This window comes from Streptosporangium sp. H16, assembly GCF_051918855.1.
GTDB lineage: Bacteria > Actinomycetota > Actinomycetes > Streptosporangiales > Streptosporangiaceae > Streptosporangium.
Map to the genome: position 1 here is coordinate 86,365 of NZ_JBPXMD010000002.1, position 15,890 is coordinate 102,254.

The 15,890-nt window shown below is 70.6% G+C and carries 10 protein-coding genes; 3 read left to right on the forward strand and 7 right to left on the reverse strand.

All coding sequences use genetic code 11. The annotated features are described in order from the left end of the window. The first annotated feature begins 287 nt into the window (after nucleotides 1-287). The 3 genes from ACTOQ2_RS03385 (at nucleotide 288) to ACTOQ2_RS03395 (ending at nucleotide 3,422) form a co-directional block, all read left to right on the forward strand. Nucleotides 288-1,313, forward strand: coding sequence for a mechanosensitive ion channel family protein (locus ACTOQ2_RS03385; RefSeq protein WP_440098187.1), 1,026 nt, complete (start codon nucleotides 288-290; stop codon nucleotides 1,311-1,313). Between the two features lie 19 nt (nucleotides 1,314-1,332). Beyond that, complete coding sequence (locus tag ACTOQ2_RS03390) at nucleotides 1,333-1,731, forward strand: globin (RefSeq protein WP_440098188.1); 399 nt, start codon at nucleotides 1,333-1,335, stop codon at nucleotides 1,729-1,731. Nucleotides 1,732-1,880: 149 nt separating this feature from the next. Beyond that, nucleotides 1,881-3,422: a glycoside hydrolase family 13 protein gene (locus ACTOQ2_RS03395; protein WP_440098189.1), complete on the forward strand. Its 1,542-nt coding sequence runs from the start codon at nucleotides 1,881-1,883 to the stop codon at nucleotides 3,420-3,422. 222 nt (nucleotides 3,423-3,644) lie between these two features. Here the strand turns inward: ACTOQ2_RS03395 and ACTOQ2_RS03400 are convergent, their stop codons facing one another. From ACTOQ2_RS03400 to cobA, 7 genes are all read right to left on the reverse strand, one after another. Further along, nucleotides 3,645-4,037 carry an acyl-CoA thioesterase gene (locus ACTOQ2_RS03400; RefSeq protein WP_440098191.1) on the reverse strand — a complete coding sequence of 131 codons (393 nt, stop codon included), beginning with the start codon at nucleotides 4,035-4,037 and terminating at the stop codon, nucleotides 3,645-3,647. A gap of 224 nt (nucleotides 4,038-4,261) precedes the next feature. Next, the gene (gene ettA, locus ACTOQ2_RS03405) at nucleotides 4,262-5,926 is read right to left on the reverse strand and encodes an energy-dependent translational throttle protein EttA (RefSeq protein ID WP_440098193.1); all 1,665 of its coding nucleotides are present in this window, start codon (nucleotides 5,924-5,926) and stop codon (nucleotides 4,262-4,264) included. Nucleotides 5,927-5,985: 59 nt separating this feature from the next. Next, nucleotides 5,986-7,284, reverse strand: a complete 1,299-nt coding sequence (locus ACTOQ2_RS03410) for a GGDEF domain-containing protein (RefSeq protein ID WP_440098194.1) — start codon at nucleotides 7,282-7,284, stop codon at nucleotides 5,986-5,988. A 559-nt stretch (nucleotides 7,285-7,843) separates the two neighbouring features. Beyond that, the gene (locus ACTOQ2_RS03415; protein WP_440098196.1) at nucleotides 7,844-8,797 is read right to left on the reverse strand and encodes a single-stranded DNA-binding protein; all 954 of its coding nucleotides are present in this window, start codon (nucleotides 8,795-8,797) and stop codon (nucleotides 7,844-7,846) included. A gap of 271 nt (nucleotides 8,798-9,068) precedes the next feature. Continuing rightward, a complete protein-coding gene (locus ACTOQ2_RS03420) occupies nucleotides 9,069-10,709 on the reverse strand; it encodes a GTP-binding protein (RefSeq protein ID WP_440098197.1) in 1,641 nt (546 codons plus the stop codon). Next, entirely contained in the window at nucleotides 10,706-13,606 is a 2,901-nt protein-coding gene (locus ACTOQ2_RS03425) for a GTPase (RefSeq protein WP_440098198.1), read from the reverse strand. Before ACTOQ2_RS03425 ends, ACTOQ2_RS03420 begins: the two co-directional genes overlap by 4 nt. Nucleotides 13,607-14,589: 983 nt before the next feature. Further along, nucleotides 14,590-15,822 carry a uroporphyrinogen-III C-methyltransferase gene (gene cobA, locus ACTOQ2_RS03430; protein ID WP_440065893.1) on the reverse strand — a complete coding sequence of 411 codons (1,233 nt, stop codon included), beginning with the start codon at nucleotides 15,820-15,822 and terminating at the stop codon, nucleotides 14,590-14,592. Between the last annotated feature and the right edge of the window lie 68 nt (nucleotides 15,823-15,890).

A 15,890-nucleotide genomic window follows, 5' to 3' on the forward strand; every position in this document is an offset into this window, starting at 1 on the left:
AGCCGAAGCCCACAAACTGCTGTAAAGCACAGGCTGCCGTCCGGTCTCTCGTCCGGGCGGTGACCGGAGGGATCCCTTTCGGGAACGGCACGGGACACGCTTCCGGGTGCGTGTCCCGTCCGGGCCACCCGTCACCGGGGCATCCGGGTCCGCCCCCGCGGCCCTAGACCAGGATGTCCCCGTCTTCCCCGGCGTGATGTGACGGAGGCCGGTTCGATCGGCAATATGGGTGGGTCGCATGACTCATCCGGCCTGCCGGTCGATCCGATCCGAGAGGGATCCACTCCGTGTTCCTGCTTTCCCCCACGCCCGCCCCCACCCCCAGCGTCACCTCGACCTCAGGTCCGGGAGTCGTCGTCGAGGACCTTCTCGACGCGAGCGCGGGCTTAACACGGGGATGCGGGGACGGCGGGGGAGTAGTCTGCGACTTCGTGAAGATGCTCGTGCCCGCGGCCGTCGACTGGGTGGCCCCCGTGATCGCGGGCCTGATCGCCATCACGCTGGTCGTGGTCATCGCGCTGATCCTGCGCAACGTGGCGCACCGGCTGATCGGCCGGGTGGTGCGCAGGGCGTCCACCGAGCGCGCGTCCCTGGCGGGGCGGCTGCGCGGCAGGGAGACGATCACCCCCGAGGGCCTCGACGCGATCGTGGCCGAGCGGCGCAGGCAGCGGGCGGAGACCATCGGCTCGGTGCTCAGGCACATCGCCTCGATCATCATCCTGGGCACCGCCGTGCTGACCGTCCTCGAACGCCTCTCCGTCCCCATCGCCCCCCTGCTGACCAGCGTCGGCATCCTGGGCGTGGCGATCGGCTTCGGCGCCCAGGAGCTCGTCAAGGACTTCATCGCCGGCATGTTCATGCTCTTGGAGGACCAGTACGGCGTGGGTGACGTGATCGACGCGGGCGCCGCGATCGGCACCGTGGAGGCGGTCACCCTGCGCATCACCCGCCTGCGCGACGCCGACGGCCGGGTCTGGTACATCCGCAACGGCACGATCACCCGGGTCGGCAACGAGTCGCAGGGCTGGTCGCGCGCCACGGTCGACGTGCCGGTGGCCTACGCCTCCGAGATCCCGGTGGTCCGCGACCTGCTCAAGGAGGTCGCCGACGAGATGTGGAACGAGCCCGCCTTCCGCGACTCGATCATCGTCGAGGAGCCGCAGGTCTGGGGCATCGAGCAGATCTCCGACACCGCCATCATCTTCCGGGTCAGCGCCAAGACCATCCCCTCCCGGCAGGCGGAGGTCGCCCGCGAGCTGCGCCTTCGCATCAAGTCCGCCCTCGACCGGGCCGACATCACGATCGCCGCCTGACGTCAATTAGGCTGGAGACGTGTCCGCTACCCCCGAGGAACCCCAGTCCTTCTACGACGCCGTCGGCGGCGAGGAGACCTTCAGGCGTCTAGTGCACCACTTCTACCAGGGGGTGGCGGCCGACCCGATCCTCCTGCCGCTGTACCCCGAGGACGACCTCGAAGGCGCCGAGGAGCGGTTCCGCCTGTTCCTCATCCAATACTGGGGCGGTCCCAACACCTACAGCACGCAGCGCGGCCACCCTCGGTTGCGTATGCGGCACAACCCGTTCGTCATCCGCTCGGCCGAGCGCGACGCATGGCTCCGGCGCATGCACGACGCGGTGGTCTCCCTGGAGCTCCCCGACGACCTGGAAAAGCGTCTCTGGGACTATCTCGTGTACGCGGCGCACAGCATGGTCAACGCTCCCGACGCGTGAATCACCGCGCGGTCGGGGTTCCCCGCGCGTGGACCACCGCATGATCGGGGCCCTCGACACGCGGACCACCGCATGGTCGAGACCCCCGCGTACAAACACCGCATGGTCGAGGGCAGCGACGCATAAACACCGCTGGGCGGGGGCAATCCATGCACATGGAAACCCCCTGGTGGCGTGACGCCGTCGTCTACGAGATCTACGTTCGCAGCTTCGCCGACGCCTCCGGAGACGGCGTCGGCGATCTGCCCGGCATCAGGCAGCGCCTGCCCTACCTCGCCGAACTCGGCGTGGACGCGATCTGGCTGACCCCCTTCTACCGCTCTCCCATGGCCGACGGCGGTTACGACGTGGCCGACTACCGCGACGTCGACCCGCTCTTCGGCACTCTCGCCGACTTCGACGAGCTCGTCTCCGAGGCGCACCGGCTCGGGTTGCGAGTGATCGTCGACATCGTTCCGAACCACAGCTCCTCCGCCCACGAGTGGTTCCAGGCCGCGCTGCGGGGCGAGGGACGTGACCGCTACATCTTCCGCGACGGCGGGGACCTGCCGCCCAACAACTGGCAGTCGACCTTCAGCGGCCCGGCCTGGAGCAAGACACCCGACGGGCAGTGGTATCTCCACCTCTTCGCCCCGGAGCAGCCCGACTTCAACTGGCGCAACCCCGAGGTGCACTCCGAGTTCCTGGACGTGCTGCGGTTCTGGCTCGACCGGGGGGTGGACGGGTTCAGGATCGACGTGGCGATGGGCCTGTACAAGGCCGAAGGGCTGCCGGACACCTCTCCGGAGGGACAGGCGTTCAAGGCCGTGTCGCCGATCTGGGGGCAGCCTGAGGTTCACGAGATCTACCGCGACTGGCGCAAGGTGCTCGACTCCTACGAGGGCGAGCGGATGGCGATCGGCGAGGTCTGGACCGACTCCGCCGAGGATCTCGCGCTGTACGTCCGCCCCGACGAGCTGCACCAGAGCTTCAACTTCGCCTGGCTGGAGGCGCCCTGGTCAGGGCCCGCGTTCAAGAAGATCATTGATGACACGCTGGCCGCCGTGACCGCTCCCACCTGGGTGCTTTCCAACCACGACGTGGTCCGCCACGTGACCCGGTACGGCAACGGCCTGACCAACTCCACGACGGGCCTCTCCCGGGCCCGGGCGGCCCTGCTCGCCATGCTCGCCCTACCGGGCTCGGCATATATCTACCAGGGGGAGGAACTAGGCCTCCCCGAGGTGAAGGATCTTCCCCCGGAGGCCCGCCAGGATCCCATCTTCGCCCGCTCCAAGGGAGAGCTGCCCGGCCGTGACGGCTGCCGGGTCCCCCTCCCCTGGTCCGGCGTGGCCGAGCCCTACGGCTTCTCGCCCGAGGGGACACGGCCCTGGCTGCCCCAGCCGGTCGAGTGGGTCGTGCTCTCCGCCGAGCGTCAGGCGAACGATCCGGGCTCGACGCTGAGCTTCTACCAGGAGGCACTGAGCGCCCGCCGCGAGCTGCGCGGCAAACTGCCCGACGAGATCACCTGGCTGGACTCCCCCGAGGACGCCCTCATCTTCAGCCGAGGCCCCCTGACCTGTGTCATCAACTGTGGTTCCGAGCCGGTACAACTGCCGCCGCACGACCGCGTCCTGATCGGCAGCGCCCCGGTGGACGGTCACCTGCTCCTGCCGGACACCGCGGCCTGGCTGTACACCCCCGACGCCTGAGGCTCCCGGTGCGCGGCCGTCCGCCCGTCACGGGCGGACGGCGCACCGGACAGACGAGCGCGCCACGGGCGAACAGGCGGACGTGCCGTGGGAGTGGGGCGAGCCGCTCCGCGAGGAGGGACGGCGGGCGCTCCAGAGACGGATGGCACACACCTCCGGCCTTCGTCCTGCTCCCTTGTCCCTTCGCCCTGCTCCCTGTCCCCTGTCCCCCGTCCCCGGTCCTCAGGCCTCGGCGAACCTGCCCAGATAGGCGAGCTCATCCTGGTTCAACCGCCGTGGGGAGGCGCTCGCCACGTCGTAGGCCACGAGCACCGAGCGGGCCTTGACGAAGATCTCCTCATCGTCGCGGATCTCGTACGCGAGGGTGAACCGCACCGGCCGGATCTCCGTCACCCACGACTCCACCCTGACCGGATCGGGGCGGAAGGTGAGGGGACGCAGATAGTCGACCTCGTGCCGGGCGATCACAAGCCCCTTGAACGGCTCGTTGCCCTCGCGGTGGGGGTCGACATGGAACAGCGCCAGCCGCGCGTCCTCCAGATAATCGAGAAACCGCACGTTGTTGACGTGTCCCAGCGAGTCGATGTCGGCGAACCTGACGGACCTGGGGAACACATGCCGATGACCACGGCCGACGCCGTCTGCGATTCTCTGTTCAAACACACCCGAAACCGTAGCGAGCCCCCGGTGCCCCGCCGTACGGCGGGGCACCGGGGGCTCGTCGGAAGCGCGGCCTGTCACGACCGGACCACACCGGGCCCGGGCCACACCCGTCGCGGGCGGGCCCGGTCAGGTGCGGTGCCCCGGACCGGAGACCAGAGCGGTCTCCGGGACCGGGATCAGTCGCGGGTGAGCTTGCGGTAGGTGACGCGGTGCGGCCGGGCCGCGTCGGCACCCAGGCGCTCGATCTTGTTCTTCTCGTAGTCGGCGTAGTTGCCCTCGAACCAGAACCAGTTCGAGCCCTCTTCCCAGGCGAGGATGTGGGTGGCGATGCGGTCGAGGAACCACCGGTCGTGCGAGGTGATGACCGCGCAGCCGGGGAACTCCAGCAGCGCGTTCTCCAGGCTGGAGAGCGTCTCGGTGTCGAGGTCGTTGGTGGGCTCGTCGAGCAGCAGCACGTTGCCGCCCTGCTTGAGGGTGAGCGCCAGGTTGAGCCGGTTGCGCTCTCCGCCGGACAGGATGCCCGCCTTCTTCTGCTGGTCCGGGCCCTTGAACCCGAACGCGGCGATGTAGGCGCGGGACGGCATCTCGACCTGGCCGACCTTGATGTAGTCGAGCCCGTCGGAGACGACCTCCCAGACGTTCTTGGACGGGTCGATCCCGCCCCTGCTCTGGTCGGCGTAGGAGATCTTGACGGTGTCGCCGACGACGATCTCGCCGCTGTCGGGCGTCTCGCTGCCGGTGATCATCCGGAACAGGGTCGTCTTTCCGACACCGTTCGGGCCGATGATGCCGACGATGCCGTTACGCGGGAGGTCGAAGGAGAGGCTCTCCATCAGGACCCGCTCCTCGAAGCCCTTGGTGAGCTTCTCGGCCCGGATGACCGTGGTCCCCAGGCGCGGGCCCGGCGGGATCTGGATCTCCTCGAAGTCGAGCTTGCGGTGCTTGTCGGCCTCGGCGGCCATCTCCTCGTAGCGCTGGAGACGCGCCCGACTCTTGGTCTGGCGGGCCCTGGCGTTGGAGCGGACCCACTCCAGCTCCTCTTCCAGGCGCTTCTTGCGCTTGGCGTCTTTTTGGCCCTCAAGCTTGAGCCGCGCCGCCTTGGCCTCCAGGTAGGTGGAGTAGTTGCCCTCGTAGGGGTGACAGCGCCCCCGGTCGAGCTCCAGGATCCAGTTGGCCACGTTGTCCAGGAAGTAGCGGTCGTGGGTGACGGCCAGGACGGTGCCCGGGTATTTCTCCAGGTGCGACTCGAGCCACTGGACACTCTCGGCGTCGAGGTGGTTGGTGGGCTCGTCGAGCAGCAGCAGGTCGGGCTGCTCCAGGAGCAGCTTGCAGAGGGCGACCCGGCGGCGCTCGCCACCGGAGAGCTGGGTGACCTCGGACTCCGGCGGAGGGCAGCGGAGGGCGTCCATCGCCTGCTCCAGCTGGCTGTCGAGATCCCAGCCGTTGCGGTGGTCGAGGGCGTCCTGGAGCTTGCCCATCTCGTTGAGGAGCTCGTCGCTGTAGTCGGTGGCCATCAGCTCGGCGATCTCGTTGAAGCGGTCGAGCATCGCCTTGGTCTCGGCGACACCCTCTTCGACGTTGCCGAGGACGGTCTTGGATTCGTTGAGGGGGGGCTCCTGCTGAAGCATGCCGACGGTGAAGCCGGGCATGAGCCGGGCGTCGCCGTTGGACGGCTGCTCCAGGCCCGCCATCATCTTCAGCAGCGTCGACTTTCCGGTGCCGTTGGGGCCCAGGACACCGATCTTGGCGCCCGGCAGGAACGACAGCGTCACGTCGTCAAGGACGACCTTGTCGCCGTGCGCCTTGCGCACGCGCTGCAGTGTGTAGATGTACTCCGGCATGCCTTTAGTTTAGGGCCTGGGGAGTTCAGCTAGGGCGGCCTCGGACAGGGCCCGGGAGTTCAGCCGGGAGTGGCGTCGGATCCTGGCCGGCGGGCCGGGGGCACGACGGTGGCGGGCAGGCAGATCTGGTCGCGGCCGAGCTCCTTCGCACGGTAAAGAGCGAGGTCGGCGGCGGCGAGCAGCTCGATCAGGTCATCTCCGTGCACACTCATGATCGCGACACCGACCGAGATGGTCACGGTGATCATGTTCTCGTCGGCGGGGACCGCCATCCTTCCCACCCGGGAACGCAGCCGCTCGGCGACCCTGCGGGCCTCGGTCACGTCGGCCCTGGGCAGCAGGACGACGAACTCCTCGCCGCCGAACCGGCCCACCACGTCGTAGTCGCGCAGCTGGCTGCGGATGGTGTCGGCCACCCCCACGAGCACCTGATCGCCGATCAGGTGGCCGTAGGTGTCGTTGACCCTCTTGAAATGGTCGATGTCGACGATCAGCAACGCGAGCGTCTCCCCCGTGCGACGCGCCCTGACGATCTCGGTGTCGGCCTCCCGCTGCCACGCCGCGGCGTTCAGCAGGCCTGTCTTGAGATCGGTGCGGGCCGCCGCCTGGAGCTGGGCGTGCAGCAGGCTGCGCTGCAGCAGCACCACCGGCGGCAGCGCCAGGACCAGCAGGGCCAGGTTGAGTCCGCAGGTGATGGAGACGAGGACGCCGAGACAGAGCTCGACGACGTCGAGGAGCAGGTTCTCCCGGTTCCACAGGACCTCCCGCCAGCGGCTGTCGGGGTCGGCGGTGTGCGCGGCGACGGCGATCAGCGCGGTGTTGATCACCGTGAACAGGACCGCGCAGCCGATGGCCACCAGGATCGGTCCTCCCTCACCCCTGGTCAGCGCGTTCAGGTCGCCGACCGCGGCGTGGAAGAGCAGGGAGGCCGCGCATCCTGCCAGGCCGATCGCCGCGGAGCTGACGACCCGCCGGTAGACCACCGTCGCGCGCACCCGCTTCTGCAACAGGAACTGGAGCGGAATGGGCGCCAGGAGCGCGTAGAGGGGCGGGAGGAGCAGCGCGGCGGGCAGCCACCAGGCGGAAAGCAGATCACGGTAGACGCCCGCGGGCATGCCGAGTCTCCGGGTCGCCTCGATGCACACGGCTCCGCACGCCATCAGCGCGGTGAAGGTCAGCACATCGGACCAGCGAAAAACACCGGATATCGAGAAAAACACGATCGCGGCGAGATCCAGCACCACCAACCCGCAGAGGTAGCCGACCAGCGGGCGACGCTGCCCCAGCAGGGGCCACCGATCGACCAAGGGTGTCATGCCGTCGCGCGGTTTGACCGAGGTGTGACTGGGAGCCGCCATGTCGTCCCCCTCTCCGACTAACGATGTGTAACACAATAGTTGCGGAGTGTGCGACGCGCGATGGTAACCGCTACCTTTGGCAGAGTGAGTCAGCCCACCGGTTGACCCACGACTTGGAAACCGCTCGCTCGCGAGCGGGCCGTGTGGGAAAGGAGCAAGCCATGCTGCGGGGCGTGACCTGGACCTAACAGGTGTCTCGGCATCTGACACGGGCAAGACCATCGGCCGGTTATCTCGGCGTCACCGCGCTGTCACGGCGAGACACCGACCGCGTCCGGCCGATGCCCCCTCACTCCGCCCGCACCAGGCCCCCTCTCCGCGAGGCTCCTGCTTCGTCAGACGCTCTTCCCAGGCAAAACCCTCATCCCCCAACCCTCACCCCGTCTCTCCCGTCTCTCCCCTCTCTCCTATTCCTCGCCTCTTCACCTCGAACGCTTTCCACACCGGCGCTCCAGGCTTGAACGCCGGCTACTGAGAGGCCCGCGGCCCGGACCTCCCAGTGGCCGGGCCTCCCAGTGGCCAGACCTCCCAGCGGCCGGGCCTCCCAGCGGAAAGTGGCTCAGGCCGCCACGCTCTCCCGCGTCGGCCAGGGCGTCTCATCGCTCGCATCCGGGCGGATCCTCATCGCACCCGGCACGCCCCCGGCCATCTCCTCCCCCGTGTCCGAGCTTCTCCTGCCCGCCGCGTCCTGCCGCCTCGTCGACGTGCTCTTCCCCGTCCTCCCCCGCCTCGCCACGGTCTCTCCCTCCACCGGCTCCTTCCCGGCGGGCTCGTGATCCTGTCCGGCGAGCTCGTGATCCGCCCCGCGTGGCGTGACCCCGGCGGCCTCTCCGGGATCGACACTCTCCCGGAGGTCGACGGCGTCTCGGAGTTCGATGACGTCTCCGGGATGGGTGATGCCCCCGAGATGGGTGATGTCCCCGGGCATCGCACCGTTTCCGGTCGCTTCACCGCCCGGCGTGATCTCCGTCTCGCGCGGCGTGGACGTCTGGCCGTCGAGGCCGGTCTTCGGGTCGTCGAAGCCGGTCTTCAGCAGGGACAGGGCACCGACGGCCCCGGCCGCGACGGGGGCACCACCGCTCATCGCCCAGTCGGAGGTCTCCCTGTCGAGCTCGATCCGCTCCGCGCTGCCGAGAGCCGCGACCGGCCCGCCGCGCTGCGGCTTGGTGAAACTCCCGAGCCCCCAGCGCAGGTCGTGACCGAGCGAGTTGGCCTCCACCTCGGGCATGAACCGGCGCTCCCCCTCGTGGGCGAACTCGCGGATCCGCAGGCGTCCCTGGACCACGACCGGCTGGCCCAGATGGACCGACTGCGCGACGTTGTCGGCCAGCCCGCGAAAGCAGCGGACGCCGAAGTAGGTCGTCTCACCATTGCGCCACTGCTGGTTCTCACGATCGAAGTAACGGCTCGTTGAGGCGATCTTGAGTGAGGTCACCCGGGAGCCGTCGGGGAAGGTGTGCTGGCGCGGCGGGGCCGCGACGTTACCGGTCAGCGTGACGTAGATGTCGTTCATCGTGCCTCCCATGAGAGCCGGCTGAGTGCCGGCGGCATGAAGACACGATGGCCCGGCCCACCCCCCGCACGGATTACCGAATCGCGCTCTGTGGACAAGCCCAAGACGCGTGCGAAAACTGTGGACAACCCGGCCTCAGCCACCCCTGAGTGAGACCCACCCCAGCGCAAGGCTCACCTCGTACGGGACTTCGCCCCTGCGCGGAACTCACCCCTGCGCGGAGCTCACCTCTGCACGGGGCTTCACCCCTGCGCGAGGAGAAGAAGGCGGATCAACCGCGCAGACCTCGCATGGCTGAATAGAACTCGTTATAACGGGTCAGCTCCCGCTCCACCGGCTCGATCACCATGCTCTCGGCGACACCGGCGACCCTGCGGCGCATCTCGCGCTCCAGCGCGTCACGCTCGTTGCCCGCGCCGAGCACGACGAAGTTGCGGCTGGCCATCGCGGTGAGCAGGCCGAGCCCCAGGACGGAGAAGATCATCAATCCGACCCACGGCAGCGAGGCGGCGTCGCCGAACACCTCCAGCCCTTCCGGCGGGCTCCCTGCGCCGAACACGCCGTAGGTGAGAGCCGCACCGACCCAGGCCAGGCCCGCGACGAAGAGCAGGACCAGGAAGTACTGCCAGGCCAGGAGCAACCGCCACCAGCCTGGAACCCTGTCCAGCCGCGGCGCGACCTCCGACAGCTCCTCGGAGAGCACCTCCGGGAGCTGCGAGGAGCGGGAACGCGCGGCGTCCCTGATCCCGTTCTGCCACGCCTCGTGCATGCCAGAGCTCAGGCCGTCGGTGAGCGCCTGGACGGCGGTCTCCACCTCGGCGGGCTGCGCGCTCACCGAACCGCCGGTCAGGCCGTGGATCTCGTCTCGCAGATCGCCCAGACGCAGGCTGTTCAGCGGGTCGGGACGGAGCTTGGCGGCCCAGCGGGTGTAGGGCCAGCCGACCCACTCGCCGGACCTCGCGGCGTACACGTTCTCCATCGCCTCGCCGACCGCGGGAACGCCGACCGCGTCGCAGAGGGCGTCGGTGAGACCGATCCTGCGGGCGTCGTCGATGGAGGAGGGCGGAGCGGACGCGCCGTCGACGGGCATGATCTTCGTGAGACGGAGCGTCAGCCGGCCGAGGTCGGCCTCCAGCCGCTGGGTCGCGGCCCTGCGCTTGGAAACGGTCTCGGCGAGGACGCCCTTGAGGTTGTCGACGCCCCGGCCCGTGATCGCCGAGGTGGTGACGATCACGGGGTCCTCGACCCCCTCGCGGCGGAGCAGGCCGTCCAGGTCCGCGACGCACTCGGCCAGCTCCTCCCGGTCGAGCCGGTCGGCCTGGTTGAGCACGAAGATCGTCACTGCCTCGTGCCCGGCCAGATCGGTCACGTAGCGCCGGTGCGTGGAGGCGTCGGCGTACTTCTGCGGGTCGAGCACCCACACGACGAGGTCGGCGACCTGGATCAGCCGGTCGGCCTCGGTGTCGGTCAGCGCCCGGATGGAGTCGTGGTCGGGCAGGTCGAGCAGGATCAGCCCGTGGAGCTGGCTCTCGCCCCGGTCCAGGGCGCTGGCCCGCGCGAAGCGGTGCCGCCACTGGATCTGCAACCAGTCGAGCAGCGGGCCGGCGCCGTCCAGACCCCAGACGCAGGCGTGCGTACGGGCCGTGGTCGGGCGGCGTACCCCTGTCGGCGACAGCTCCAGGCCGGAGATCGAGTTGAACAGTGTCGACTTGCCGCTGCCCGTACCCCCCGCGAGCGCGACCACGGTGTGGTCGGAGGAGAGCTTGAGCCTGTCACCGGCGCGCAGCAGCAGCTGACCCGAGTCGGCGAGGAGCTTGGGCTCGACCTTGCCCGGCCCCAGCTCCACGATCCGAGCCAGCGCGGCGAGCCTGCTGCCGAGACCCTGGCGTGACTGGGTGGTGCCAACACTCATCGGGCGACCTCAAGGTTGTACGTTGCCTGGTAAAGGCGGGTGGCGGCGGATTCGTCAGGTATGCCCGCACCGTCGAGAGCCTGGGTGTAACGCGCCATCTCGTCGTCGAAGAGCATGCCGATCCGGGCTCGGAGATCGCTCCGGGCCTTCACGCCGATGTTGCGCAGCGACTCCGCGCCGAGCAGCGCGTGCACCAGCCGTTGCGGCAGCGCCCCGGTGCCGTTCTGCGCGTCCGAGGAACCGTAACCGAGCAGCCCGATGGTCAGGATCAGCGACAGGGACTCGACGTCGAACGAGATCACCCTGGCCACCGACCGCTTGGTCACCCCCTCGGTGCGTATCAGCTCGATGATGTGCTCCTGCCAGGCCGCTATGGTCCGGCCGGTCCTGCGCAGGAGCTCGTCGGACGCGCGGCCGAGGCCGGGTGCCGACGCCAGGGCCTCCTGCGCGCCCGGACGGTTCAGCCAGCGCGAGGCGGCCTCCTCCGCGGCCCGGTGCGCCGCCGAGACGACCGCCGACTCCAGCCCCGCCCGCAGCGCGGACTTCAGGGCGCTGAGCCGCTCGGGCGCCTGCTGGCTCGCCTTGCCGCCGAAACGGCTCGGCCTGCGCAGGTGGAGGGTACGCATGAGGTCGCCGGACCCGGCGAAGTCCTGCCAGCGGGCGAGCACCTCGCCCCGGAGCAGCGAACCGTCGCCGGTGCTCTTGTCGATCTCGGCCAGCGCGCGGGCGTAGGCGCCGTCCACGTCACCGCGGAGGTCCCTGCGGAAGGCGACCTGGATCTCCAGTTGCTTGGCCAGCGCGGGGACACGGGTGCGGAAACTGTTCAGCACTCCGTCCAGGGTCGCCCGTACGGCCTGCGCGCGGCGCCGGTCGTCGACCGACAGCTCGGTCAGCCAGAGACGCAGCTCGCTCACCTCGTGATCGGGAAGCATCCCGTCGGTGACCTTGCTCTCGTTGATGACGAACCGGTCGACCTCACCGAGGCCGTACTCGGTGAGCATCCTGACGAAGTGCTTGCTGATCACTTCTTGGGACCTGGGCGGAACCCGGGAGAGCACGATGGCCAGGCGGGCTCCGCGCTCCTTGGCCAGGCGGAGCAGTCGCCAGGCCGGAGCGTCGGCGTACCGGGCGGCGGTGGTGACGAAGATCCACAGATCGGCCGCGTCGAGCATGCGGTGGGCGATCTCGTGGTGCTCCTCGACGACCGAGTCGATGTCCGGCGTGTCGAGCAGTGCCACGCCGGGGGGAAGGCGCTCGGTGGAGACGAGCACGAGGCCTCCGGAGGCACCCTCGGGATCGGGCTCGCTGAGCCGCCGGAGGCTGCCGAGCAGGTCACCCTCGGCGAACCACTCGTGGTCGTCGGGGTGGCAGGCCAGAACGGGCGTGCCGGTCGTCGGGCGGCGCACGCCGGTCGCGCTGACCTTGGCGTTGGCCAGGGTGTTGAGGAGCGTGGACTTGCCCGCGCCGGTGGAGCCCGCGACCACGACGAGGGCGGGCGCCGTGCTCGTGTGGATGCGAGGGATCACGTAGTCGTCGAGCTGGGCCAGGATCTCGCTCTGGACCCGCCTGGCCTCGTCCGCGCCGGGGAGGTCCAGGCCGAAGCTGAGGTCGGTGACACCGGTGCGTACGGCGGTGAGCGCGCTGCTCAGCGCCTCGGAGACGGCCTCGGGGAGGGGGGTCTCCCGCGTCCGGCCGCCCGGCGACCCCGCGTCCTTCCCGTCCGGGACCTCGTCGTCCTCGTCCCGGGTCTCGTCGTCCTCGCCGCGGACCCTCTCGTTCTCGGCCTCCGTGCCGCCGTCGGCGGTTCCGGTCTTGTCCCGGACCTCGCCACCGGCCGCGTCGTCGTCCTTGTCGTCGTCCTTGTCGTCGTCCTCGTCGTCGCTCTCGTTCTCGCCCCGCGCCTCGTCAGCGCGCTCGGAGGAGTCGGCGAGTTCGACCTCACTCGCGGTCTGGCGGCCGGTGGCACCGGTGCCGTCGGTACCGGCATCGCGGCGGACATCACCGCCGCTCTCGGCCTCGTCGTCGATACCGGCGGGACCGGCGTCGTGCCCCGCCTCGGCGCCGGTCTGGCCGGTCCGCGAGGCGTTGTCACCGGCCTGCGGGGCCGCGTCATCTGCCTCGGCGTCACCGGTCTCGGCGTCAACGATCTCGGCCTCAACGGTCTCGGCGCCGCGGCGGGTCCTGCCGTCGTCATCGATCTCAGCGGTCCCGTCCTCGTCCTGGGACGCGAGAACGCCACCGCTGTCGCTCCGGGCGCCGTCGGCGCCCTCGGAACCGGACCGGGGAGCGTCGTCGGCCCGCGAGGCGTCGCCGGTCCTGCCGCCCTCTCCGGTGGTCAGGGGCCGCTGCCCGGCCTCGCCCTCGACCTGGCCGGTGCCCGGCGTGCCGCCGCCGCTCTCCGCGCCGTCCTCGGACTCGTCGCGTCGCTCCTGCGGGGTCGTGCCGAGGATGACGATCTCATCCCGCTCCTCCCCGGCCCTGCTCGCGCGAAGGGGCGGGGCGCCTTCGGCGTGGGACCGCTCGTCCTCGCCGCCGGGAACGCCGCTCTCGAACCGGGGGGAGGAACCCTCGTCGGCCGTACGGGAGGCGTCGGCGCCTTCTCTGGAGGCGGGACTCGGTGCCTCCCGAGGAGCGGGGCTCGGGGTGTCGCTTCCGGCGGCGCCGGGCGGGGGGACGGCGGGGCCGCCGGTACGAGGGACACTCGGCGGAACAGGGGCGCCCGGGCGGAAAAGAGCACCGGGCGCGGCCCCGGCGGTGTCACCGTCTTGGGGAGCGTTCGAAGAGGCAGGAGTCCCCGGACGGAAGGCCGCACCGGGGATGGCGGCCGGGGAGGCAGGAGCACCGGAGGCACCGGAGGAAGGCCTGACAGGAGCGCCGGGAGCACCGGAGGAGGGCATGGCGGGGCCGCCGGTGCGAGGAACGCTCGGCGGGACAGGGGCACCCGGGCGGAAAAGCGCGCCGGGGGCGCCGGGGGCGGCGTCCTCACGTGAGGCGCCCGGAGGAGCCCCCGCGGGAGCACCCTGCCCTCGGGAAACGCCCGGAGGAGCCGTGGGGGTACCTCCTCGAGGAACACCCGGCGAGGCCGGGACACCGTGAGAGGCGGGGGCGCCGGGACCGGAGACGGCACCGGGTGAGGCGGGCGCACCTCCACGGGAGGCGTTCGGCGGGACAGGGGCACCCCCGCGCGAGGCGCTCGGCGAGGCGGGCGCGCCCCCGCGGGCACCCGGGGAGGTGGGAGTGCCCTGACCGGGGGCCGCACCGGGCGAGGCGGGCGCACCTCCGCGCGAGGCGGGCGTACCCCTGCCGGGTGCCGCGCCGGGTGGAGCCGCGGCGGGGCCGCCCCGTGAGGGGCCCGCCGGACGACCGCCCTGGGCGCGCGGTGAGGTGGGGTTGGGAGCCGCTTCACGGGAGGTGGTGATGGCTTCGATCTTGGCCTGGGCAGCGGCGGCGGCGGCGCGGAAGGCCGCCATCGCCTCCTCGGAGGCGGGCGGGGAGGCAGGGTCGCTCGCCCCGGTCTGGGGCGCGGAACCGGCGGAACCACCTGGCCGGCCTGGCCCGGCGGGGCCCGCCGTTCTGCCCGCGGGCGTGGCGGGACCGGTCACGCCACCCGGGGCCGCGGGCCCCGCCGCCCGGCCCCGAGGCGCGGCGGGACCGCCGGGCGCTCCGGGAGCGGCCGTCCCGGGCTGGGTCCCGGGGGACTGTCCGCGTGCGCGGATGGAGGCCGCGTCGTCGTCGGCGCGGATGGCGCCGAAGGTCACCGTCTGCTCGCCGGGGGATTCCTTGTCATCCGACGAGGTGTCGTCGGGTGGCTCCTGGGGGGTGCCGGCAAGGCGAGGGTCACGGCCACCACCCGAGTGGGGGGGCCTGTTGGACGCCGATTTCACGGTACTCGCTCCGCTCGAACCATCTCGACCTCCTGGCCGACCTTCACGACATCGCCGACGATCACGATCGCAGGTGGCCGGATCCCAGCCGCGCTCACGCGCTCCGCCACGGTGGATAGCGTGGCGTAAAGAGCGCGTTGGGTCGGAAGAGTACCGTCCTGTACCACCATTACGGGAGTTTCCGGCGAACGTCCGTCATGGATCAGCGTTTCGGCGATCACTCCGATCCGTTCGACCGCCATCATAAGCACCAGCGTGCCGCCGGATCTGGCCAAATTGGGCCAGTCGACGGTGGATCTCTCGTCGCCCGGCGGAACATGTACGGAGATCACGTGGAATTCCTGGCTCACCCCGCGATGTGTAACGGGCACGTTGACGGCGGCGGGCACCGCGACCGGGCTGGTGATGCCGGGAACCACGATGACCGGGATGCCCTCGCGGGCGCAGGCGAGCATCTCCTCGCCGCCGCGGCCGAAGACGAACGGGTCGCCCCCCTTGAGCCGGACCACGAACTTGCCCTGCCTGGCGTGCTCGACCAGCAGCTCGTTGATCCTCTCCTGGGCCATGTAGCGGCCGTAGGGGATCTTCGCGGCGTCGATCAGCTCGACGTCCGGGGAGAGCTCGTCGAGCAGGGCCTGCGGGGCGAGGCGGTCGGCGATGACCACGTCGGCCTGGGCCAGCAGTTGCCGCCCGCGGACCGTGATCAGGCCGGGGTCGCCGGGCCCGCCGCCGACCAGGGCGACACCCACCGGCTTGCTGCGGTTGCGCCTGGCGTCGACCGTACCGTCCCTGAGGGCTCCGACGACGGCGTCCCTGATCCCGGCGGCGCGGCGGGGATCGCCTCCCGCGGTGATCGCCACGCTGATCTCGTCCACCTTGCCGCTGGCCGGGGTCCAGGCCGCCGAGGCGTCCTTGTCGTCGGCGCGTACGCACCAGATCCGCTTGGCCTCGGCCTCAGCGGCCACCGCGGCGTTCACCGCGCGGTCGTTCGTGCAGGCCTGCACCAGCCAGGCCCCGTCGACGTCGCCGACCTGGTAGCGCCTGGTCTCCCAGGTCACCCGGCCTGTCGCGATGAGGTCGTCGAGGGCGTGCGTGACGCTCGTCGAGACGATGGTGACCAGGGCGCCCGCGTCGAGCAGCGCCGGCACCCGCCGCTGGGCGACGCGTCCTCCACCCACGACGAGCACTCGCCGCCCGGAGAGGCGCAAGCCAAGCAGGTAGGGCGACATGGCGACAGATCTCCCGTTCGCGAGGAATTGTGAAGCATGGCGTGCTAAGAGGTAAACCTACCGGCTAA